The sequence below is a fragment of the Alistipes indistinctus YIT 12060 genome (assembly GCF_025144995.1).
GTDB lineage: Bacteria > Bacteroidota > Bacteroidia > Bacteroidales > Rikenellaceae > Alistipes_A > Alistipes_A indistinctus.
In genome coordinates this window covers 1,830,945-1,852,931 of record NZ_CP102250.1, presented here as the reverse complement: position 1 = coordinate 1,852,931, position 21,987 = coordinate 1,830,945, and the positions used below count along the sequence as shown (strand labels likewise).

Genomic DNA, 21,987 nt, shown 5'->3' with positions numbered 1-21,987 from the left:
TTAGATTTTTTTGAGGATCACCGTGGAGTTGTGTCCGCCAAAACCGAACGTATTGCTCAATGCGCATTTCACATCGCGCTGCTGCGCTTTGTTAAGCGTCAGGTTGAGCTTCGGATCGATCTGGGGATCGAGGTTCTCGTTGTTGATGGTCGGGGCAACGATGCCTTTGGTCAGCGCCAGGATGCAAGCCAGAGCCTCGATCGCACCGGCAGCGCCCAACAGGTGGCCGGTCATCGATTTCGTAGCGTTGATGTTCATCTTGTACACATGGTCGCCGAAGGTGGCCTTGATGCCGTTCAGCTCAGCCACGTCGCCCACCGGCGTCGAAGTGCCGTGCGTATTGACCAGATCGATATCCTCGGGTTTGAGGCCCGCATCGTTGATCGCATCGCTCATCGACTTGCGTGCACCGAGCCCTTCGGGATGCGGTGCGGTCAGGTGGTAAGCGTCGGCGCTCATGCCGCCGCCGGCTACTTCGGCATAAATCTTGGCCCCGCGTGCCTTGGCGTGCTCATACTCTTCGAGGATCAGCGCACCGGCACCTTCACCGATCACGAACCCGTCGCGGTCCGCGTCGAACGGACGCGATGCGCGCGTCGGATCGTCATTGCGGGTCGAAAGGGCCTGCATGGAGTTGAATCCCCCTACTCCGGGAGGGTTGATAGCGGCTTCCGAGCCACCGGTCATAATGATGTCGGCACGTCCCAGACGGATGTAGGTCATCGCATCGATCATCGCGTTGTTCGACGACGCGCATGCGGAAACCGTACAATAGTTCGGCCCCCGGAAACCGTATTTCATCGAAATCTGGCCGGCGCCCATATCCGCGATCATCTTGGGGATGAAGAAAGGGCTATATCGGGGGATTTCGCCTCCCTTGACATAGCTCTTTACCTCTTGGTAGAATGTCTCCAGTCCACCTATGCCTGAAGCCCAGATAACTCCGGCCATATCCTTATCGATCGTCTCGAGATCGAGTCCCGAGTCCTTGATGGCCTGTTCGGCTGCGATAAGGGCATACTGCGTATAGAGGTCGTACTTGCGGACCTCTTTACGGTCGAAAAAGTTATTGGGATCGTAGCCTTTGAGTTCGCAGGCAAATTTTGTCTTGAAGTTGGAAGGGTCGAAATGAGTAATGGGTCCTGCGCCGCTCACGCCCTGTGTAAGGTTCGTGAAATATTCCTCGATATTGTTTCCCAGCGGGTTAAGGGTTCCGATCCCGGTTACTACAACTCTTCGTTGTTTCATAAAGAAATTTCGTTCGTTAAACAAAAATTGCCTGTCCAATTTAAGGCCTTTTAGTTTTTCTTGGCAGAAATGTAAGTAATGGCGTCGCCGACGGTGGTGATCTTCTCGGCATCTTCATCAGGAATCGAGATCTCGAACTCTTTCTCGAATTCCATGATCAACTCAACGGTGTCCAGAGAATCGGCACCCAGGTCGTTGGTGAAGCTGGCGGTAGGAACAACCTCTGCTGCGTCAACGCCCAGTTTGTCCACGATAATGTCCACTACTTTTGATGAAATGTCTGACATGATACTAATGATTTAGGTTTAACATTATTCCAAAATAACTTCGTAATTCAAAGCCAATTTTTTGCAAAAGTAACACTTTTTCCCTTACATTTGATATCCCGAACGTTTTTTTGCGTTTTTTCACCGGGATTTCACCCGTAAAAAACTAATTATGAAAAATATAGCCATATTCGCGTCGGGTTCGGGCTCCAATGCCGAAAACCTGATCCGTTACTTCTCAGCCCATCCTCAGGGCACTGTAAGGCTGGTGCTGTCGAACAAAGCGGAGGCCGGCGCGATCGAACGTGCCGCCCGATTGGGTGTGGAAAGCATGGTATTCGACCGCGATATTTTCTACAATAGCGAACAGGTGCTCGCCCGGCTGCGGCAGGAACGGATCGATTTCGTCGTGCTGGCCGGATTCCTGTGGCTCGTCCCGGACTACCTGATCGCCGCCTATCCCGACCGCATCGTCAATATCCATCCGGCGCTGCTGCCCAAATACGGCGGCAAAGGAATGTACGGCGACCGTGTGCACCAGGCGGTCGTGGAAGCCGGGGAAAAAGAATCGGGTATTACGATCCACCGTGTGAACAGCCAGTATGACAGCGGCGACATTATCGCACAGCACCGGGTGCCCCTCGCACCGGACGACACGCCGCAAGAGGTGGCTGCAAAAGTGCATGCGCTCGAATACGAATACTACCCGCAAGCCGTCGAAGCAGAGCTCGCCAAATTGTAGTGCGGTTTTTGCAAGGGAAAATCATTGGCGCATCACAGTCGCGGAAACGGGAAACGACGTATCGATCGCACGCACCGAAGGCGACAAAAGGAGCAAACGCACCGACGGATAAAAACAGTACGAACAGCCAACGCCCGGGTTTTTCCGTGGTCCCACTGATGCAGCTATTACGTCTATACTTATATATAATATAAACGATAGCATATAACAGACCGGCAGGGACGCTTCTCTCAAGCGGTCCCTCCCCTAAACCAGCATACCATGAGACTCCTGTTGATCAGCAATTCGACCAATGCCGGCGAGGCTTACCTCGATTATCCGAAAAAAGAGCTCGGCGATTTTTTCAAGGGCATCGACGAAGTGATGTTCGTCCCGTACGCCGCAGTGACTTTCACCTACGATGCCTACCTGGAAAAGGTACAGGCTCGCTTCTCAGAACTCGGCATCCGTGTCCGTTCGGTACACCGCGAAGCCAATCCGGCACTGGCCATCATGTCCGCAAAGGGGATTGTCGTAGGCGGAGGCAACACGTTCCGTCTCGCACAAATGATGCAACGCGAAGGGCTGGTCGAAGCGATCCGACTAAGAGTGACCGACGAAGGGATTCCTTATGCGGGTTGGAGCGCGGGCAGCAACATGGCCTGCCCGACCATCGGCACCACGAACGACATGCCGATCATCGAGCCCGCCACTTTCCATGCCGCCGGACTGATCCCGTTCCAGATCAACCCCCACTACCTCGACGCACACCCGCAGGGCCATGCGGGAGAAACGCGCGAGCAGCGTATCGAAGAGTACATTACCGTCAACACCAACGTATACGTAGCAGGACTGCGCGAAGGATGCATGCTGCGGCTCGAAGGCGACAGGCTGTCGCTGATCGGTCCCCGCCCGATGCGTATATTCCGCTGGGGAGAACTGCCCCGTGAAGTAAATCCCGGTGACGATCTCGGATTCCTGTTGCAACAACCGCTCGAAGGATGATCCGCACAACGGCCTATCAAGAGCGTCTCGACGCGCTCAGCACCGGAGCCGAGGGGGAACGCCTCGCGGCGGAATACCTGCTTAAAGAGGGATTCGACCTGCTCCACCGCAACTGGCGGAACGGTCGCTGTGAAATCGACCTTGTCGCCCGGCGCGACGGCGTCCTGCACATTATCGAAGTGAAAAGCCGGGCAGCTGACGGCCTGACTGCGCCGGAAGAGGCGATGACAGCCGCGAAATTCCGGTCGCTTTGCAAGGCGGCACGCGGTTACATCGCCACCTATGGGCTAGATATGGACGTGCAGTTCGACTTCATCGGCGTTGAATTCGACGCCGACGGCACTCACACGCTGCGCTACCTACCGGATGCGATGGCACCGCGGTGGTAAATTATGCGCGGGAGCTTTCGGGAAGCCTTTAACAACCCGGATCCCCCCCTTTTGGAAATTTGCTTTGCGAGCGGGAAATTTATTTGAAAAATTTGCGCTGGAACAGCAGCATGTAGATAATTCCGACGGAAATATAGCTGTCGGCCAAGTTAAAGATCGGACTGAAAAAGAGGAACGGTTCACCGCCCACCCAAGGCAGCCAACTGGGGTACACACCGCTAAAAAGCGGGAAATAAAGCATGTCAACCACCTTGCCGTGCAGGAAACCGGCATATCCGCCTCCTTCGGGAAGAAAAGTCGCGACGCCGGTAAAGGTCGACTCCGAAAAGAGCAGCCCGTAAAACGCACTGTCGATCACATTACCCACCGCCCCGGCAAAAATCAGTGTAAAACCGACGAGCACGCCCGTGGGTGCTTTTTTGCGCAGCAGTACTGCGAGATAATACCCCAATGCAGCGATAGCTGCCAGGCGAAATACGCTCAGGATCAACTTACCGTAACTCCCTCCGAGCTGAAATCCGAACGCGGCCCCGGGATTTTCGATAAAGCGGATAAAAAACCAATTCGGGAAAACCGTAAAACTCTGGTCGAGGGCCATGTTCGTTTTGACCCATATTTTGACGACCTGATCTACGACCAACAACAACACGATCAGCAGCAGTACGATTCTTTTCCTGGACATAGGCTTAGGATTTCCGGCTACAAAGATTACCCGTTTTTTCGGAAACGGCAAATAAAAAAAGAGGCTGCCGCAGGGGCGCCTCTCTCTTTTCCTCTTCCGGGCGGTTATTTTACCAGAGAACTCAGTTCTGCACCCGCTTTGAATTTTACCACCTTCTTCGGGGCGATCTTGATCGCAGCACCCGTGCGCGGGTTACGGCCCGTACGACCCGGTTTCTTAGCTACCGAGAAAGAACCGAAACCAACCAGGGCAATTTTATCCCCTGATTTAAGGGCTGTTCCAGTCACAGCGATAAAAGCGTCAAGCGCTTTCTTCGCCTCCACTTTGGTAATGGCGGCCTCTTTGGCGATGGCATCCACAAGTTGAGATTTGTTCATAATGCAATAAAGTTTAAGGTAATTGGCTTTTAGGTCAGTCGGTCTTATACAAATATAAAATTATTATTTTGAAAAAAACAAAAAAACCGGCAAAAAACATAAAATACTGCGCCTGAGCACGAGGTGTTTAGAATCAAAATATTAACCGTTTCGAACGCATCATTTGGAAAAAAAGATTTTCCGTTCTACTTTTGTCCCCGGAGAGATGGCAGAGTGGTCGATTGCGGCGGTCTTGAAAACCGTTGAGCTGAAAGGCTCCTGGGGTTCGAATCCCTATCTCTCCGCTGACAAAACCAGACACAACTGGACAAAAGACAACCAAATCCCGACAAAATTTAATTGTCGGGATTTTTTATTGCATGATAATCAGCCATTAACGACAATACACAAGCCAAAAGACGACAAAGCTCAGTCGCTAAATTGCATCTTCTGTCAATTTGCAACACACTGATAATCAAGCGCATTATTAAGCATTACTCGACGCGCCCCATGGTCTCGAACCCTTGGAGCACCGCCTTCTTTATTACTTTGGAAATCAAGCAATAAGGCTGTATTCAATTTAATATCTGACAATTCCGAAGCATCTTGATGTTTTCCAATTCCAACCAAGTCATGACTAAATCGTGATAGTACGATCGAACCCGGAATCATCACGATTTAGAAAATATTATATTTATTATCAGCAGCTTGTAATTATCTAACTTTGATTTTTTTATTCAAATCTTTAATCATTAATAATTACATGCTTACTATGAGAAACACAATTTCAGTTTTATTCTTCCAACGAAAAAATGCCAACCGGATGGAAGAGATGCAATCTGTCATGGCCCGTATTACGATTAACGGGAAATCGGCAGAAATTAACACAGGCGTCAAGTGCTATTTAGGAGATTGGGATACTGTCCATCACTCTATAATTGGTCGAACGCATGAAATTAAAGAGAAAAACAAGGCTCTTGCAGGAATCAGAACAAAGATCAATCAATTGTATTACCAACAAACATTATATGGACAAATCACGACAGCCAATCAAATCAAAGAAACATTAACGGGAACAAAAAACAAGCATCATTATCTGCTGGCATTAATGGCTATGCATAATGATAATGTAAAACAGCAAGTAGGTATCTGTAAATCCAAAGCCACTTATCTGAAATATGAAGTAACGAGAAAGCACCTGGCTAATTTTATATCTCGGACTTTTTCAAAAGAAGATATTGCTTTAGACAAAATAGACCATCAATTTATCTGCGATTTCGAATTGTACCTGAGGACTGTTGCTACCTGCGGAGCCAATACAACTGCCAAATTCATGCAGTTTTTTAAACGGATAGTTTTCTGGCCCTAAACAATAATTATATTACCAAAAATCCGTTTTCTCAATACCAGATCAGGCTTCAGCAGGTCGACCGTGAATTTCTGACAATGGAAGAACTGATAATTATCATGCAAGCTAAATTTACGGTTCGCCGCCTTGAACTCATCCGAGATTTGTTTGTGTTTTCGTGTTGGACCGGACTCGCTTATATTGATTTAAAGAATTTGCGGCGCCAACATCTATACACTATAGACGGACAGTTGTGGATTCGGATCAATAGGCAGAAAAGTAAAGAGATGTCCACCATTCGGTTGTTGGATATACCTAAACTTTTGCTGGAAAAATATGATAATCCTACATTGGAGAATCTATTTCCTGTTCCAAGTAATCAGAAAACAAACGCTTATTTAAAAGAGATAGCAGACATTTGCAAAATCCATAAAAACATTACTTTCCACGTAGCCCGCCATACATTTGCTACCACTATTGCATTGTCACACGGGATGCCGGTGGAGAGCCTGGCAAAAATGCTGGGACATTCGAATATCAAGACCACACAAATCTATGCAAAAATCACAGACCATAAATTGAATCAGGATATGGAAGAGCTTTCTCACAAACTAGATAACAAGAACTCAAGTTAAATTAAAGGGCTATAAACAAGACAACACTGGTTAATCCAGTGTTGTCTTATATAATTACGGGGATTAGTCACATGATTATTTCCGTATTAATATTTGGCAACACATGCATCAATTAAATATCCATGTGGAGACCTTATTCCAAATTATATCCAAAATTGCATCTGTTCTATTATCAACCAACTCTTTATTCCAGACATCGTCAGCAGACATGGATGAAACAGACGATAAATGCTCATTTATAAAATGAGAGCCTTTCAAAAGCTGTATCGTGTCTGGATTGAGATCTATTTCTAATGCGGCAGCCCGACGTTTAATATCGTCTATCTTTGCAGGGTCTTTTTCCGCGACACTTTGATAATAAAGCAATTTCTCTTTCCAACCTTTATTTCCTGCCGACGAGTTCAAATCTTGCGGTAACAGAGTTAGATTGCCAATCGCCTGATAAGTTTCAATATTGATATCATATAGAGCTTCATCCCACATATTATCCTTATTAGTCTGCGGAGCAATATGTTCTATAGTCTTCAAATCATTAGAAAGCCACTTTTCTAAGCAAAGATATTTTGAGCATCCATGACGGCCCAGTTTCACAATTCCTTTATTCGTAGTATCAGGAATCGTATCATGGGAGGCTATTAACAGGGCTAGACGAATAATGTCTTTGCCCGTCGAATCGTATTTCAAATAATTTTGGGCCTTCTCTTTCCATTGAGTCTTTGTATTAATACCCTTGTTTTTTAATATCTCTGTAAAATGATTTTTAATGGTTTCATACTGTAACATTGCTTTTCCTTTTAAAAAAATCCCGGTATGTCGAATCCAATCCAGAATTGGAATAAGTAGAACGCCACAAGAAATAATATGCAGCAACCGCTTTCACAACATTAATAAAAGCATCTATTGATCCCAAAGATTGGGTTATCACAGCATCATACATACTACCGAGCATCGTAATAGCCATTTTATGATTAGATGCTTTTAAAAACAAAATGAGCATAGAAGACAGATCGGCATCCGCAGAAGTTCCAATATTCGGGAAATAGAGCTGTCTTTACCGTCATATTTTATCCATCTTTGATAAAATTCAGCATAATTACCCATTTTTGTAACAAAGTCCTCCTTATCCTTTAAAGATACTAACGATTCATATACATCGTTCAGCACTTTGCGTTGATAGCTAAAATGCGTAGATATAGTCCTACCGTCATACGCAACAAAAATGAAGTTAAATAATCATTCGTACGCCTGTTCTTCTGTTGAGCCGTTGTCGCATCTGATAAAAAATCTTCAACTTTTTTAAATGAATTATCGCTCTCGGACTCTTTAAACTGGCACCCTGGTTCATTATCCACCGTATTGACTACCGTAGGTTTGAAGGTCTCAATAGCAGTCAACGGTGTCCCTGTTGCATTGAGCGACTGAAACATATCGAAAGCCCAATCGTCATCTGTAGGCTGAATGATTGTAAAGCAACATCTATCAAGTAAATAATGACACACAGAGAGCGTTTGCACAAGTTCACAAAGGATATATGAATTAGTTTTCTTGTGTGAAAAGTCTCTTTCTTGGATAATCTCGACTAAATCTTTACGCTCAAACTCCCATAATAAATCTTGAGATATATGATTCAAAATATCTTCAGCCGCGGCAAATTCATCTTCATTTTGTCCTTCATGAGCAATTGCAACAACTTTTTTCAACCATGATTCGATCCTTCGACCATTTTGATAGAGTAAGGTGTTTCCATACTTTTTAGACAAACATAATGTAATTGTGTACCGTCTGAGTAGGCCCTAATAAAATGCCCGATATAATTGGAGAGTTCGGATTTGTACGCAGTATCAACCTCTTCGCTCTTTGTCCAATAATCCTTGGCGCCACGAATGATCTTGGGTTTCAACCGTGGCGTTCCGCGTCCCAAATCAAAGCTAAATACAGACGTAAAGTTTCTGATCGATCCAAATATTGCAGATTTCATTTATTTGCTCATATATAACATTGTCTGGTTTTACCTTATTTTTAATCTCCGTTAACCTTTTCGTAAGCAACATCGCCATTAGTGCAATAGTCGAAACGCGTTGCTGTCCATCAATTAACTTTTCGATTCGCGCAGGTATCGCCTGCACATCGACAGGATATATATTATTTTCTATTGGTTCAATAACCGTAATGATTGTACCTAAGAAGCGGATTTCTTTACTATCATCACTAACTTCGCCTGAAGCAATTCTCTGTACTCCCCGGGTCAAATCCTCAAGCAACTGTTCAATATTGTCACTATCCCAGCTATAATCACGCTGATACAAAGGAATATACAAACCTTGCCCAGATTGATTCAGAAAATCAAGAACACTTCTATTTTCAGTCAAGAATGACTTTTCAATATTCAGCACCGCCATACATTTTCAATTTTAGCCTTTATATAAAACAGTTAGCACAAGGTATTTCATCGTCATCATCAAACATATCTACTAACAGTCCGCTAGAAGACTTGCCGCTTAGACTTTCTTGTTTTTTAATATGATCGAGTTTAATCTGGCGCACGCGTTCCGGACGGCTCAACTCCTCAAGTGTCTCACCTTGAATCCAAGTATAGCCATCTTTTTCATACTCCATGGACTTTTTGTAAAGTTCCGGATGTTGCTCTAAAAGCCATATCCACTCAATACGTTGCTGGAAGAAACAGAAATAACATCCCGAACGACTACGGCAATACGTACCTTTCTGTCCATCTACCTCAAACTCGATAGGATTATAGTAGGCAGGTACACCAACGCCACTTTCATCCAATATCCTCACGATATCATCTTTTACTAATATCTCCTCATTGTCGATAAGAGGAAATTCATCCAACTTCCCTACGGGATAGTCCGTCGTCTTTAAAAATTCAAAAACAACCCTATTAAAAGTCCTGATGCTTAAATCTAACAAGGCATTCAATTTTCTACTATAATAAAAAGATTTATCGATATAAGTAGATGTTATTGCAATAGCTTCATCTCGAATCTCTTTAGGAGCACAATCTTTATATAGGGATGTAATTTGCTCCAAATGATCATTATGCAGGACCTTATGTATAACATCAAGGCTCCAAATGTTCTTACGGAAAGGAAATATCGCTTGAATATTGGGTTTGGCTGAGACATAACCTTCTCTATTTTCATCACCGCGTATACCGACATACGAAATTGCTGGGTCATCCCCTACGAATTTTTCGAACTCGGCTAATTTCATTTTCTGTGTACACCAGCGAGCTTGAGGGGAAGGCAGGTAACCTCCAGTTACTTTAAGAAAATGATCAAACGGGGTCGGCTCAGGACTACCTTCTGCAGCTTTCAGCCGCTTGATTCGTCCTAACATAGACTCCAGATTATTGACAAGTTTCTCTGTTTCGGACAACTCACAACCAGTATCGGAGTTATAATACTCTATCGGAAGCTTTGGATACAGTCGTTTCAAATAGATAGCTAACGCAGCACTATCCTTTCCACCCGATATACCTAACACATGTCTGACATTATTCATCCCCCAGTCTTTTTTTAAGTATGCTTAATAAAGCATACGCATCAACTTCGTTGTCCCCCGAAAGCAGATCGTCAATTCGTTTCTCTATTCGTTTCGCTTTTTCAGCCCTTGACTGATCAAGACGTATAATTTGTGGTGGTCATTGCACCCTGATTGGAGATCAATTCAAAACGCATAAAATCATCGTCACTCTTAAAATCCAGACCGCTTACATCAATGAACTTGTCCAACTCTTTAAAAGAATGGACTAGATTATCCATCAAATAAACTTCCTCTCATCCAACAGGTTCTCCAACTGCTTATCCAGTATAATATACGCCAGCGATTGATACCAGGTTGTTCTATCAGTCGTCTTGGATATAATACGAGTCAATATTGCCTTTTGTCTTTCGGTTAGCAGGTAGTTTTAATACAGGAATAGCGTTCCTCAAGCTCTTGCTTGTATGTACTAAATTCCATGGATTTGAGCTTGAGGGCAGAAATTAACGTATTTTCTAAGCGGTTTATAAGGCTTACATAACAGCTTCGCAAATCACGAATGGCATTTTGTAACAATTCGACATAACTTTTTAATAAACCTCGCTGTCACTAGCAATGTCTGTATCTTTGAAGCCCAGTGCATGTGGCAAATCTTCAAAGAATGTTTTTTCCGGATCTTTCGCTACAGCCAATACATCTCGAAACAACAATGTCGTCTTCTTTAACCGTTTAGTTTGCTTGGTATACTTATTCAGTTTTTTATAGAAGACCAAAAACGGCCGAATCGTTTCTATAAGTGATGCCGTCGTAAATTCGTCGTCCTGACTAAGGCTCAAAGCCTCCCTATACCTATTGAATAAATCAAGTTTTACACCCTCGACATTAAATGCTTTAATCTGATAATTCGACGGAGTCTTTTGCAAAATATCAAGTACCTCACGGTTAATATTAGGTATGAATATACCTTGATCGCTATAAAGCGAATACTCATTCTTTTTAATAATTAAATAAATGGGCAACCACAAATCTATCACGCCCTGCTTGAGCTTAAACGGTCTGGATTTAAAAATATGGATAGTTCACCCAGTTTGCGAGGTTTCTCTTTGCTACTTTCCAAGAATGCCTCGCAGCTATCCCACAAAGCCTTAAAAGAACTATCTTGCGGCTCTCTTAATTCGTAAGCTCCTAAATATTTCCTATGAATACCCGTATTTTTTAATAAAGTCATGAAGATGGTTTTCTCAGGCGGAAACTTATTATCTTCAAACCCAAGGTTCGGATCCGAAGAATATTCCAATAGCCTGGATAACAAATTGACACGCGCAGCAGACATCGTTCCGCTTGGTTTGTGCTTGTTTACCATCTCATTGATGAATATTGGCGTCGCACTGTATACCTCTTCACATATTTGGGATAACCATTTATTGAAAGTTGTTTTGGATGCAACAACAACCTCCTGTCCCCGATATATCCAAGCAACTTCTTCATTATAATTATACAACACATCCAAAACGTTAGCATTAAGTAAGCTACGTTCATGCAGCATCAATGATTTGATCTCGCGCTGTGCGACTTTATCCGAACTATCAATCACATTTTGCACATAAGCTAACTTATCCAACATCCATACGTGATCAATAATCTGATCTACATGCTTGAAATATGCGTATATTATAGCCTCCTCTACATCGGCTGTTGCCGACTTTAGCTTATCCAGAGTTAAAGTTTCATTGAAAATAAGGTTGATATATCCATCAACTTCATTTTGAGGCTGCCGCTTAATGGGTTGCTCTGATATGACATACTCAAAATATCGAGGAGTACCATTCTGGAAATACGCGGCATTAGCAAATTCAATAGGCAAATTAAAATTCACCAAAAGTTTATCTACAACATCACTGGAGCGAGGGACCACACCTGATGCTTTCAACAATTCACCTTCGATATCAACATCGGTACCCTCAAAAAGCATATATTGAGATTTGTATTCTGCATAACGAATTATTTTATGCCGATTCAACAAATCAATCAACATTTCCGGAGACTCAATATCTAAAGCATGTTTCGCATACAATGATAAATCCGCCTTGCTAAAATGCACACCTGCATTACCAAAAAGATTGATTACTCCAATCGTTTTAACAAGTTTAACAGCACTCTTTACCTCATCTTCATCAAACAAACTTTCTACGCGTTCAATAGCGACTTTAATTCCCGTCCATAACGCCGAATCCGCATTCACCTCGGATAAATATGAATAGAAATTATATATATCATAATCATAAATATCAGCTAAACTGAATGTTGAGAATGGCGTTTCTCCGAATGATTGTAACGAGCCGTCCCCCGTAGCCTCCAAAAAAGAGAATAGAGTACGTTCATTTTGGCCATATCGCTGAATCGACATGGTTAATGCCTGTGCGGCAAACAAATCCATAGGATATAGACTTGAAGCAGTATCAAAATTAATAGATGGACTTGCGAATTTAGTATCTATAGCAAGTTCATATAATTTTTTGAAATACTTATTCAATCGCTTACGAGGAGCTTGCTTAATTCGTCTCGCGGCCAAATATAGCAGTTGTTCCACTGGTTCATTAAATACTATCTCCTGAAAACGCCCCTTTACTTTATTCCACTCCTGACGCTGGACCTCAGTTAAAGTATGTGCATATGAATTAAAGTTCTGATGGAGGGTTGTTAAAAGTATTACATTAGTTTTTGATCATTAATGAATTCTGTAAACTTCTGAAATAGATATAATTCTTTCTCTGGATTGTTCTTCGCAGCATACTCTAACAATTTACCGAACTCGTCTATACAATGAACACAAATTCCCCATCCAGTTCCGCCGCAGCCAACAACTCCTCCAAGTTTTCAAAAAGGTTATTAGTTGCTCGCGTGAAAGGCAGATGATCCATCAAGAGAGTATGCAGAGATGCATAGTCACCAACAATCTTATAGAAACGAAATTTATGAAATCCATTAAACTGGCCATTGTTCGATATAAGTATCTGCGATTCGTTGACCAAGCTATGCTCTAACGCCAGCAGGAAATTAGATTTACCCGTACCATACGAACCAATAATATTAAATGAATGGATTCCAGTATTAAAAGAACTCACAATTTTACCAACCACACCGAGCGCATTTTGCGTAACGATGTAGTTTTGCCGCTCAAAACTACTTTGCTCGATATTTATAGATGGAGTATATTTCATATTATTCATCCGATATAGTAATTCTCAAGTGCTTTATCAGTCGATATTTCACCTTTTATCTGCAACTCCTTAATACCAGCAACATCTGAGAACACTAGTATTCCTACGTATTCTTCACTAAGCTGCTTTATTATTGTCAATATGATCATTATTCATTAAACAGAATATGAGAGATAATTCCCGCATCGATTCAAAAGAAATACTTTTACTATCAGGGAAAACAGCAAGCAGAGCATATAAGAATATATTCGCTGGGACTATATTACGAGAATCATAGTTAAACATATATGTTCCATCCTCTGTCTCTCTAATCAGATTAAGCGGAGCAAATATCGTATTACTATCCTCAACTCCACTGTTCCATTTAGCACAATAATTATGAATCAATACATTTAGATCTTTTCGAACTGTATTTTCATTGTATAGACTGCGATAATTCGGATTATCAAAACATAAGTGCTTTATAAAATTTTGCAATTTCAGCTTATCAATTACATTACGCTGGCTATGATAATCAATAAAAGTCGTCCTATATGCGGTAGCATAATTCTCATTGACAATGTTGAAATGCATTAGCCATAAACTACCAATATCCTCAAAAAAAGGATCATAACCACGGTCAGTATTTAATAACTTATGAGCAATCGAAGACAATATTCCATCTCGATTAAGAAGCCCGAATGCTTTCATCCAAAATTTATAGATGCGACCATGTTTTTACCTACACCGAGATGAACTACAGCTTCATCATCATTAAAATTATGCCCCTCAAGCACGAACTCATACCCCCGTTTCATCCAATGCGACTTACATGCAAAAGTCTCATGTCCAGAGAATAGCGGTCTTGTCATAGTCATCTATTATTCGTTTATTAAATCTTTTATATCAACATTCAACAGTTTAGATATACTAACTAATATTATCTAATTGTGGTTGTGTTACATTAGAACACCATTTAGATATAGTTGAAGGATCTTTCCCTAATTGTTCCGCCAACCATTTTCCAGTCTTTTTTTGTTCTACCAATACGACTTTTAATCTATTAACATCCTTCATAGCAAGTCTAATCACATTGATTTTACGCTAGATATTGAAAAATATTCACCATTGGAAATTTTCATAAAAAAACAATGAAAGATAACTTACGTGCAATGTAAATTTATCTCATGCAAGTACCCGCTAATTTACCATATTCTTTCTGTTGAGAATAACTATAAAGACATAAAAAACACAGAAAGGTCTTTCATGCGCTATTATTTAGGATATAAGGAAAATAAATGATTTGCAAACTTTACAAAAACACTTGTGTAAAATCAGACGCCTGAAACATAGCAAACAACTATCGACACAAAGTTGCAGAAGGGAATCAGATATATACTCGAATTAAACAGCAGTATTCAAACATATATCAAAGAAGTTATAGAGCATAAATATAACAAGGGCCCAAAATATCAACAGAGAGTATGCAAGAATGCACAGGACACGAATAAGTTTGGACTCTCCCTAGAATATATCCAACCGTTAACACCTAAACACCCTCTCCATAGCGTCCTGCTCGGACTTGGAAATACCGTATTTAGTAGCGAGTTTCCTCCAGCCTGAAACAGCACGCTTAACCTCTGCGAGTATCGATTCCGCACGGGCGGGCTCCAGCCCGAAATACGGCGTGACACTCAGGGCCAGATCGAAATCCAGTGAATTGTCATTCTCCGAGATATTGAGCTTTAGTCCAGTGCCGTACTCGTCAGGGTTCATATCATAGGCCGGTGATAATCGCCAGCCCTGTGGCGTAAGTATAAACCCGTGGTTCCGCAGGTGGTCGTCGCAGTTCGAAACCGCGATATTGAACACAATCCTGCGCCAGAGCTGCTCCAGGTTCCGGTCCGTATCGTCGCAGTTGGCGATGATCCATTCGGCCAGTTCGAGGTAGCTAGCTCCTTCCGTATGGCTCGTACCGTCCGTATAACCGAGCAATGTCATGGCCGAGGCAAAGTGTATCCGCCGGCCCGTATCGGTCCGGTCAAAACGCTCGGTCATAAAGCTGTGGTGCCGGTTTCCGAAGCGCTGCGCCCGGCATTCGGACATCTCGATACCACACGAGCGGGCCATCTCGGCCGTAACCATCTCCCATGCTCCGGAATCTTTCGTATCTCCGGCACTCGGGAACTTGACGATCCATAAGCGTCCGTTCTCATCCACTACGTTGGCTTTCGGCCTTGCCCCGCCCAATGACGATCCGGGTGCGACGAGCATATCGATCCATCGCGTATGCTCCGATGTATCGGCATTATCTTCCCGTTCTATTTGCAGACTGGCGTGTTCCAGTTCCCGGATCAATGCCCAGGGTGGCGTGGCCAGCGACCGGTCGTTGTCCATAAAATCCCCTTCTTTCGAGAACTTGAAGCGCAGGGCCCCCATGCGATTGCCGTCATACACGCCCATCAGGTAATCCGCTTCGGTAAGCGTTCGTGGTTTTCGGTCCTGCTGCCGGGCGTTGATGGCTTCCCGCCTGTGCATAAGCGTACGCCCCCAGCGATCCGGTGCGGAGTCGAGGAACAATCCGAAATTGCTCTTATCCGAAGGTTGGTATTGTTTCCCTGTAAATGCCGACAGGTCGGGATCCAATGCCCGGAAACGTGGATGGGCCAGCCATGCGGGATCGTTCTCATAGGAAAAGACCTCTTTACCCCGGATCGTTTCGCTGTGGAGCACACCCATATAGACTGGCTCCGCATCCTCGGGCCAGTCCATATATACGTATATATCGCGCTGCGTTACCATGTTTACCGTTTTTTAGAAACCCTTTCACCGACCACGAGTTTGGCATCCTGAAGGGCACGCCCCAATTCGTCGTCTTTGGCCACGAGCAGCAAATCTTTTTCCAGTCCGAGGATAGCCAGCACCCGGAAATAGTATCCCATCGCAACTCCCTCCTCACCCCGCTCGATCTTGGTCAGGGTGTTACGGGAGATTCCGGCACGCTCGGCCACCTGCTCCGAAGATAACTCCCGGCGCAGGCGTGCCAACTTTATATTTTCGCCCAGAGCCGTAAGCGTCTTCCGCTGGCTCGGCAACAATGCCCGTTTCATACAATAACATTAACGATTCTGTGCAAATATAAGTATTATTGCTCAAAATAATCAGCATTATGCAGATTTATTTTACAGACTACTCCCGAATACCTTTCTCGTACAGGTTCCAGCAACAACGAAGACCGACATAGCGATATTTCGATGTTATCGTAAAGTAAGCTATGAGATTACGATTCTGACAAATATTCGTGGGGAGGAATCATCCGGACTGGCCTTTCCGGTCTTCTCAAACGCACTGCCCCATAGTTACTATCGTCCCTTCCCGTTAGCCCTAATGTTTCTATGACTTCTACTGGACCATTATACTTTCAGTCGAAATTCTCATCAGTTATTTATGCACAGACTTGAACCAGACGGCTAACCTTGTTCTTTTTCATCAAAACAAAGTCACACCTTTTTTGATGTTATCAAAAGATTTAAGTTGTGACATGGGTTATATATGTATATATACATATATAACCCATGTCCAAAACATAAAAGTTAAAAGTCGAAAAATGAATTTTTATACCGAATCCTTTCAGCTATTCTCTTTTATCGCCAAATAAAAAGTTTCTACCAGCCAAGTACATCTAATTACAAGACAAGGAAACATAACCCTTGAGAAGACAAGTTTCTTGATTTTGCATATCCACAACAAAATACGTATATTTGTGCCGTTAGCAGGTTCTTAAAAGACGATTTCGGACAGCAATACACAGCTTAGTATCCAAATCGTTACCTGACAAGAGAAAGAATATAGCAAGTATCTGATTATAGGATATTTTGGAGAGTTGGGTTCATGTTCCTATCTCTCCGCAGCGTAATGCGTAAAGAATCACAAACACCCGCACAATCTTTGATTGTGCGGGTGTTTCCTTGTATCGCTCCAATAACCGCCGATATACCGGGAACTCCGACCCGACGGACGGGATTCGGGTGGTGGCGGTTCGCCAGTTCCCGAAACGGCCTCCTCTCCGTCAACCGCATGCAGGAAGCCATAATTTTTTTGCAACCGTACATCCCGTTCCTCGAAGGCGATACCGATCCACAGATTTTGTAAAAATCAGGGTTCCCGCCATATTCGGAATTATCGCGCAGGACCGTTTCCGCCGATATTTTACGCCCTTTTCAAGCAGCCTAAGTGTCGGTCAGATAATAAGCGAAAGCCAGAAAACATAAAATGAAAAGATAAGATTATGGAGTAACAGGCCGCCAAGGCAGCGTAAACCAGAACGTTGAACCTTTTCCCTCTTCGGAAGCCACGCCGATCCGCCCACCCAGTTTCGAAACGATCGTTTCGCAAATGGAGAGCCCCAGCCCGGTGCCCTGGGCAAACGTGTTGAGTTTGACGAAACGTCCGAAGACTTCCTGCTGTTTTCCGGCCGGAATCCCGCAACCAGTATCCGAAACATAGAAATATAACTCGCCGTCGTTCCGATTCCGGTAACCGAAACGGATGCTTCCTTCGGACGTGAACTTTATCGCATTGGTCATGAAGTTGGTTACCACCTGCATCAGCCGGTTGGGATCGGTGTGAATAAGGTAATCGCCGCCGGGATCTTCGAACGCCACCTCCACCGGATGATCCTCCGGAATCCGCAGTTTCATGCTTTGCTCGATCCGGAAAAACATCTCTTTCAAATCCACATCCGATTCGGTAAACTCGAGCGTTCCGGCCTCGATCTTCGACAGGTCCAGAATGTCATTGATCAACTGAAGCAACAGCTCGTTGTTATTTTCGATGATCGTAATATACTGCCGTCTCTCTTCATCGCCTTCCGTATCGGCCAACACGCTCGAAAATCCGACAATGGCATTCAGCGGCGTACGGATTTCATGGCTCATGTTGGCCAGAAACGCCGATTTCAGCCGGTTTGATTCTTCGGCTTTCTCTTTGGCCTCGCGTAAGTCCTGTTCGAGCCGTTTTTGTATGTCGATCTGCAGCGATGCGCCGACCAATTGTATCGGTTTGCCGGAAGCATCCCTCTTTCTGACGATGGCGAAACTCTTCGCCCACTGGTAATCTCCCTGTACGTAGATGACCCGGTACTCCTCCTGTAAGATATCGATCCGCCCCGCCAACAGGTCGGCATATGCGGCACGGATACGCTCCCGGTCGTCGGGATAGATCATGGAGTAATACTGCTCTTCCGTAACGATAAACCGTGATCCGGAACCCGACCCTAATCCCGGCGTATAGGAGAGATCGCAGTCGATCAGCCCTTCGGGGATTTCCCAAATCCAGGGGGTCAGTCCGGTCGCCTGCAACACCAGTTTATATTTTTCATTCAGCTCGTCCTGCTCCGCCCGGTGCCGGTCCATCTGAACAAGGGCCAGATGCTCTTCGGTGCGATCGATACAGAAAACGTCCCAAATGCTCTCCTCGCTGCTGCCGAAAACCAATTTGTCGTAATAGTGCTGCCCGTTTTCACCGTCGATGACGAATGAATGAACCGTCTGGTCCGTACCGGCCAAACAGGAGAGTTTGTCGTAGCGGGACAACATCTCGCTCAGCCGCTTACCGATGATTTGCTGCTGCTTACACCCGAACACCCGTTCGAATGCGGGATTCACATCGAGGAACAGAAAGTCTGAGGCAGGTCCGGAGGGTCCGTCGACAATCTGTTTGCGCAGGTAAATCACCGGCATGTTGTTTACCAGCATTCTGTATTGGGAAAGCAATCGGACTTCACGGTTCTGCTGCCGTTGCCGCTGTACGAACCAGCGCATTCTCATCACGATAGCGGCAACCAGCAACAAAAGTAAGGCCCCGAAAATAACCAGATGAAACTTGTACTTCTGGAAAAAACCCGGAGGAGCCTGGCTGTATACGGCATCCTTTGGGAAAAGGGCCGGATCGACTCCCTGGTGCACGAGATGGTGATAATCGAGATACGCACCGGGAACACCGCCGTCTTTCCAGGGAATATCTCGGGCCGGCTTGCCGCCGAGAATCTCCCGAATGGTGGCGCTGGCCACACGGCTGAACGAGATGGCGGGGATATAATATCCCCCTGCGAAACTTCCCTCTTCGTGGTCCCGGTCGGTCAGGGTGAAAATCGGGGTATGCGCCAGTCCGAAAATCACCCGCTGTACATGATCGTCGAGGTATTCATGCCTGTTCTGGGTGACGAACCAAGAGTAGTAGATAATCCCGATTTTGTCATCGAACCCCGAAAGCGTGTCGAGCAGTTGTCCGGTGGTCAGTTCAGGAGAACTGAGCGATTGAAACGCCAGATCCGGGAAGTGTTGGTTGACTGCCTGATGAACCTCGTCCCGTACGCGAAGGCTAATGTAACGGTGATCCGAGATCATCGCGACCGTATTCATCTGCGGCTGCAACTGGCGCATGAGCTCTATGGTCTCCGGAATAAAGGAAGGTTGTTTGAGAATGGTGAGGTTGTACCCTTTGGTCATCTCCGATGCGGGCACCATCGTATTGCTATCCAGGTTCCCGCTGAGCAGGTCCTCGATCGACTCGGGCATCGAGTCCCGCGAATAGCAGATTAGCGTCGGGACCTCTTTCCACTCCTCGTCAAAAAGCGGGCGGCAAACGAGCCAGCCGGGATCTCCGATGTAAATGACCGCCCGGGGCGGCATGGGATATTTCTCCAACAGCATTTCCCGCCTGAGCCGGGCATCCTCGGCCGTTTTCATCATCGGGACGAGCAGCTCCCCGGTATCGACGCGTACCCCCAGCTGCTGCACATCTTCCACCAACGATTTATAAAGCACATCGGACCATGCTTCGCCGAACGAAGCGGAGTTCAGCAACAAAACATAATTGTTGTCAGCGGACTGCTGGCCGTAAACCGATGGAAACAATCCGAAGAGGAATAATAAGATATACAGCCGCTTTCTCATAATTGCAGGCCGGGACAACCCGACGAAGGGAACCGGTGTCGAATTCCGAATCCCGAAAGGTTAAAAGTAAATAAAATTACGACACGGACAATACAGTGGGAAACGAATCTCCATCCAAAACCCTCGGATTTCCCGGTCTAGTTCTGCAAACCAACCCGGCAAAGCATCTTCAACGACCCGACAGGCACCAACGAGTACAATACTTTTAGCCGTTTCCTTTTTCCTGCACCTTTCATAGCTCACACGCTTTTCTATATTAACGGAATCCGACACGATATTTATATGTCTTTTTAAAACACGCGCCGGACACCTTTGTCCGTTTCCGGACACCCCTCATATTAATCAATCGTCAGATTATCAGTCTCCAGACGAAATGGCATCCAGGTTGATAACAGGCCGTTGAATTCAATCGCCATCGTATGGACCGGGAAATATCAGTTCAAGAACTCCAAAAAAGAAAGAAAAACAGGATCATCCGCATCGCAACGGCACTTGCGGTTCTCATGCTGTTGTTTTTGCTGCTGCCCCGCTGGCTCGAAGGGAAAATACCGATCGAGAACATGCCGATCGGAACGGTAGACAAAGGACCGATCGAAATTTCCATTGCCGCGACCGGAAAACTGGTGCCGCTTTCCGAAGAGATCATCGTATCGCCGGTCGGCAGCCGGATCTTGGAAGTATACAAAAATCCGGGCGATACGGTACACGAAGGAGAACCGCTGCTAAAATTGGATTTAGCTTCGGTAGAAACGGAATACCGCCAAAAAATAGACGAGAAGGAGATGATGAAGAGCAAAGAGATCCAGGCCGTTATCACGTTGGAAAACGCTTTGGCTGCATTGCGCATGGATCAGCAGGTCAAAGAGATGCAGATGAAGCAACTGTGGTCCGACCTGCAGGGTGAAAAGTATCTGGACAGCATCGGGGCCAGCACGCCGGACAAGGTCCGCCGCGCAGAACTGAACTACGCCGAAGCGAAACTGAACCTGGAACAACTGGAGCAAAAGATCATCAACGAACAGAAAAACATGACGGCCGGCATCCGGGCGCAACAACTGGAACTTAGCATGTTCGACAAAACACTCGAAGAGAAGGCACGCCAACTGAAGAATGCGCAAATCCTGGCGCCCCAAACAGCCACGCTGACATTCATCCAGAACCAGATCGGCATGCAGGTTTCGGCCGGCGACCAGTTGGCGATCGTCTCAGACCTGAGCCGCTACAAAGTGGAGTGCGAGATTGCCGACGGACACCGGGACAAACTCTCCCCGGGGAACCGGGCGGTCATCATCGCAGGAAAGGCCAACCTGCCCGGAACCATCTATTCGATCACCCCCTCCATTACCGACGGAGTAATCACATTCATCGTCGTCCCGGAAGACTCTTCCAATCCGAACCTGCGCAGCGGCCTGAAAACCGACGTATATGTCCTCTACGGCAGCAGAACGGAGGTCATGCGCATCCCGGTGTTCACACAGCTGAAATATTACGGCCCGGGCACTTACGAAATTTGGGTGGTCGACGGGAGCAGGGCCGTCAAAAGAAAAGTCAAACTGGGAGAAAGCGGCTTCGACTACATAGAGGTAGCCGACGGGCTATCCCCCGGAGAAAAGATCATCATGTCCGATATGGAGCGCTATAAAAACAAAACCGAATTAAGAACCAAATAAACGAAAG

20 protein-coding genes, 1 tRNA gene and 2 pseudogenes are annotated in these 21,987 nt (G+C 45.3%); 7 read left to right on the top strand and 16 right to left on the bottom strand.

The window, feature by feature from the left end; all coding sequences use genetic code 11:
• Both fabF and NQ495_RS07810 read right to left on the bottom strand, forming a co-directional pair.
• Window positions 1-1,248 carry a beta-ketoacyl-ACP synthase II gene (gene fabF / locus NQ495_RS07815; protein ID WP_009133505.1) on the bottom strand — a complete coding sequence of 416 codons (1,248 nt, stop codon included), beginning with the start codon at window positions 1,246-1,248 and terminating at the stop codon, window positions 1-3.
• Between the two features lie 50 nt (window positions 1,249-1,298).
• Window positions 1,299-1,535, bottom strand: a complete 237-nt coding sequence (locus tag NQ495_RS07810) for an acyl carrier protein (RefSeq protein ID WP_009133506.1) — start codon at window positions 1,533-1,535, stop codon at window positions 1,299-1,301.
• A gap of 151 nt (window positions 1,536-1,686) precedes the next feature.
• Between NQ495_RS07810 and purN the strand changes: the two genes are divergently transcribed.
• The 3 genes from purN to NQ495_RS07795 all read left to right on the top strand — a co-directional run bounded on the left by purN (window position 1,687) and on the right by NQ495_RS07795 (window position 3,629).
• Entirely contained in the window at window positions 1,687-2,256 is a 570-nt protein-coding gene (purN, locus tag NQ495_RS07805; RefSeq protein WP_009133507.1) for a phosphoribosylglycinamide formyltransferase, read from the top strand.
• A gap of 261 nt (window positions 2,257-2,517) precedes the next feature.
• Window positions 2,518-3,240: a dipeptidase PepE gene (gene pepE, locus NQ495_RS07800; RefSeq protein ID WP_009133508.1), complete on the top strand. Its 723-nt coding sequence runs from the start codon at window positions 2,518-2,520 to the stop codon at window positions 3,238-3,240.
• Window positions 3,237-3,629, top strand: a complete 393-nt coding sequence (locus NQ495_RS07795) for a YraN family protein (RefSeq protein ID WP_009133509.1) — start codon at window positions 3,237-3,239, stop codon at window positions 3,627-3,629. Before pepE ends, NQ495_RS07795 begins: the two co-directional genes overlap by 4 nt.
• Before the next feature lie 79 nt (window positions 3,630-3,708).
• On the opposite strand, the gene NQ495_RS07790 is transcribed toward NQ495_RS07795, so the two are convergent.
• Window positions 3,709-4,311, bottom strand: a complete 603-nt coding sequence (locus NQ495_RS07790; protein ID WP_009133510.1) for a lipoprotein signal peptidase — start codon at window positions 4,309-4,311, stop codon at window positions 3,709-3,711.
• Window positions 4,312-4,415: 104 nt separating this feature from the next.
• Window positions 4,416-4,688, bottom strand: coding sequence for an HU family DNA-binding protein (locus tag NQ495_RS07785; RefSeq protein ID WP_009133511.1), 273 nt, complete (start codon window positions 4,686-4,688; stop codon window positions 4,416-4,418).
• Window positions 4,689-4,887: 199 nt separating this feature from the next.
• On the opposite strand from NQ495_RS07785, the gene NQ495_RS07780 reads away from it, so the two are divergent.
• The 3 genes from NQ495_RS07780 (at window position 4,888) to NQ495_RS07770 (ending at window position 6,650) form a co-directional block, all read left to right on the top strand.
• Window positions 4,888-4,972: transfer RNA gene (locus NQ495_RS07780), tRNA-Ser, on the top strand.
• A 518-nt stretch (window positions 4,973-5,490) separates the two neighbouring features.
• Window positions 5,491-6,036, top strand: a complete 546-nt coding sequence (locus NQ495_RS07775) for a phage integrase SAM-like domain-containing protein (RefSeq protein WP_187118317.1) — start codon at window positions 5,491-5,493, stop codon at window positions 6,034-6,036.
• Between the two features lie 77 nt (window positions 6,037-6,113).
• Entirely contained in the window at window positions 6,114-6,650 is a 537-nt protein-coding gene (locus tag NQ495_RS07770; RefSeq protein ID WP_147513023.1) for a site-specific integrase, read from the top strand.
• A gap of 108 nt (window positions 6,651-6,758) precedes the next feature.
• On the opposite strand, the gene NQ495_RS07765 is transcribed toward NQ495_RS07770, so the two are convergent.
• The 12 genes and pseudogenes from NQ495_RS07765 to NQ495_RS07710 form a co-directional block, all read right to left on the bottom strand.
• The gene (locus NQ495_RS07765) at window positions 6,759-7,433 is read right to left on the bottom strand and encodes an HNH endonuclease family protein (RefSeq protein WP_009133514.1); all 675 of its coding nucleotides are present in this window, start codon (window positions 7,431-7,433) and stop codon (window positions 6,759-6,761) included.
• Window positions 7,434-7,807: 374 nt separating this feature from the next.
• Window positions 7,808-8,350, bottom strand: a complete 543-nt coding sequence (locus NQ495_RS07760; RefSeq protein ID WP_232208891.1) for a DUF262 domain-containing protein — start codon at window positions 8,348-8,350, stop codon at window positions 7,808-7,810.
• A 228-nt stretch (window positions 8,351-8,578) separates the two neighbouring features.
• On the bottom strand, window positions 8,579-9,049 hold the full coding sequence (locus tag NQ495_RS07755; RefSeq protein ID WP_009133516.1) for a DUF262 domain-containing protein: 471 nt from the start codon (window positions 9,047-9,049) through the stop codon (window positions 8,579-8,581).
• 19 nt (window positions 9,050-9,068) lie between these two features.
• Complete coding sequence (locus NQ495_RS07750; RefSeq protein ID WP_009133517.1) at window positions 9,069-10,175, bottom strand: adenine nucleotide alpha hydrolase family protein; 1,107 nt, start codon at window positions 10,173-10,175, stop codon at window positions 9,069-9,071.
• Between the two features lie 569 nt (window positions 10,176-10,744).
• Entirely contained in the window at window positions 10,745-11,188 is a 444-nt protein-coding gene (locus NQ495_RS07745) for a hypothetical protein (RefSeq protein ID WP_050807952.1), read from the bottom strand.
• Complete coding sequence (locus tag NQ495_RS07740; protein WP_147513024.1) at window positions 11,185-12,744, bottom strand: hypothetical protein; 1,560 nt, start codon at window positions 12,742-12,744, stop codon at window positions 11,185-11,187. Before NQ495_RS07740 ends, NQ495_RS07745 begins: the two co-directional genes overlap by 4 nt.
• A gap of 226 nt (window positions 12,745-12,970) precedes the next feature.
• Window positions 12,971-13,375: a hypothetical protein gene (locus tag NQ495_RS07735; protein WP_147513025.1), complete on the bottom strand. Its 405-nt coding sequence runs from the start codon at window positions 13,373-13,375 to the stop codon at window positions 12,971-12,973.
• Between the two features lie 117 nt (window positions 13,376-13,492).
• Window positions 13,493-14,172: pseudogene (locus NQ495_RS07730) on the bottom strand (DUF4007 family protein).
• A gap of 63 nt (window positions 14,173-14,235) precedes the next feature.
• Window positions 14,236-14,431: pseudogene (locus NQ495_RS07725) on the bottom strand (helix-turn-helix transcriptional regulator).
• 465 nt (window positions 14,432-14,896) lie between these two features.
• Window positions 14,897-16,126, bottom strand: coding sequence for a type II toxin-antitoxin system HipA family toxin (locus NQ495_RS07720; RefSeq protein ID WP_147513026.1), 1,230 nt, complete (start codon window positions 16,124-16,126; stop codon window positions 14,897-14,899).
• Between the two features lie 32 nt (window positions 16,127-16,158).
• Window positions 16,159-16,464, bottom strand: a complete 306-nt coding sequence (locus NQ495_RS07715; protein ID WP_009133522.1) for a helix-turn-helix domain-containing protein — start codon at window positions 16,462-16,464, stop codon at window positions 16,159-16,161.
• A 1,176-nt stretch (window positions 16,465-17,640) separates the two neighbouring features.
• The gene (locus tag NQ495_RS07710) at window positions 17,641-20,310 is read right to left on the bottom strand and encodes a sensor histidine kinase (RefSeq protein ID WP_009133523.1); all 2,670 of its coding nucleotides are present in this window, start codon (window positions 20,308-20,310) and stop codon (window positions 17,641-17,643) included.
• 503 nt (window positions 20,311-20,813) lie between these two features.
• Here NQ495_RS07710 and NQ495_RS07705 point away from each other — a divergent pair.
• Window positions 20,814-21,980 (top strand): efflux RND transporter periplasmic adaptor subunit, encoded by a 1,167-nt coding sequence (locus NQ495_RS07705; RefSeq protein WP_009133524.1) that lies wholly within the window; start codon window positions 20,814-20,816, stop codon window positions 21,978-21,980.
• Window positions 21,981-21,987: the final 7 nt, after the last annotated feature.

Excerpts from the sequence above, each read along its gene's own strand:
- fabF (WP_009133505.1), bottom strand. The coding sequence starts at position 1,248 with ATGAAACAACGAAGAGTTGTAGTAACCGGGATCGGAACCCTTAACCCG.
- NQ495_RS07810 (WP_009133506.1), bottom strand. The coding sequence starts at position 1,535 with ATGTCAGACATTTCATCAAAAGTAGTGGACATTATCGTGGACAAACTG.
- purN (WP_009133507.1), top strand. The coding sequence starts at position 1,687 with ATGAAAAATATAGCCATATTCGCGTCGGGTTCGGGCTCCAATGCCGAA.
- pepE (WP_009133508.1), top strand. The coding sequence starts at position 2,518 with ATGAGACTCCTGTTGATCAGCAATTCGACCAATGCCGGCGAGGCTTAC.
- NQ495_RS07795 (WP_009133509.1), top strand. The coding sequence starts at position 3,237 with ATGATCCGCACAACGGCCTATCAAGAGCGTCTCGACGCGCTCAGCACC.
- NQ495_RS07790 (WP_009133510.1), bottom strand. The coding sequence starts at position 4,311 with ATGTCCAGGAAAAGAATCGTACTGCTGCTGATCGTGTTGTTGTTGGTC.
- NQ495_RS07785 (WP_009133511.1), bottom strand. The coding sequence starts at position 4,688 with ATGAACAAATCTCAACTTGTGGATGCCATCGCCAAAGAGGCCGCCATT.
- NQ495_RS07775 (WP_187118317.1), top strand. The coding sequence starts at position 5,491 with ATGGAAGAGATGCAATCTGTCATGGCCCGTATTACGATTAACGGGAAA.
- NQ495_RS07770 (WP_147513023.1), top strand. The coding sequence starts at position 6,114 with ATGGAAGAACTGATAATTATCATGCAAGCTAAATTTACGGTTCGCCGC.
- NQ495_RS07765 (WP_009133514.1), bottom strand. The coding sequence starts at position 7,433 with ATGTTACAGTATGAAACCATTAAAAATCATTTTACAGAGATATTAAAA.
- NQ495_RS07755 (WP_009133516.1), bottom strand. The coding sequence starts at position 9,049 with ATGGCGGTGCTGAATATTGAAAAGTCATTCTTGACTGAAAATAGAAGT.
- NQ495_RS07750 (WP_009133517.1), bottom strand. The coding sequence starts at position 10,175 with ATGAATAATGTCAGACATGTGTTAGGTATATCGGGTGGAAAGGATAGT.
- NQ495_RS07735 (WP_147513025.1), bottom strand. The coding sequence starts at position 13,375 with ATGAAATATACTCCATCTATAAATATCGAGCAAAGTAGTTTTGAGCGG.
- NQ495_RS07720 (WP_147513026.1), bottom strand. The coding sequence starts at position 16,126 with ATGGACTGGCCCGAGGATGCGGAGCCAGTCTATATGGGTGTGCTCCAC.
- NQ495_RS07715 (WP_009133522.1), bottom strand. The coding sequence starts at position 16,464 with ATGAAACGGGCATTGTTGCCGAGCCAGCGGAAGACGCTTACGGCTCTG.
- NQ495_RS07710 (WP_009133523.1), bottom strand. The coding sequence starts at position 20,310 with ATGAGAAAGCGGCTGTATATCTTATTATTCCTCTTCGGATTGTTTCCA.
- NQ495_RS07705 (WP_009133524.1), top strand. The coding sequence starts at position 20,814 with ATGCTGTTGTTTTTGCTGCTGCCCCGCTGGCTCGAAGGGAAAATACCG.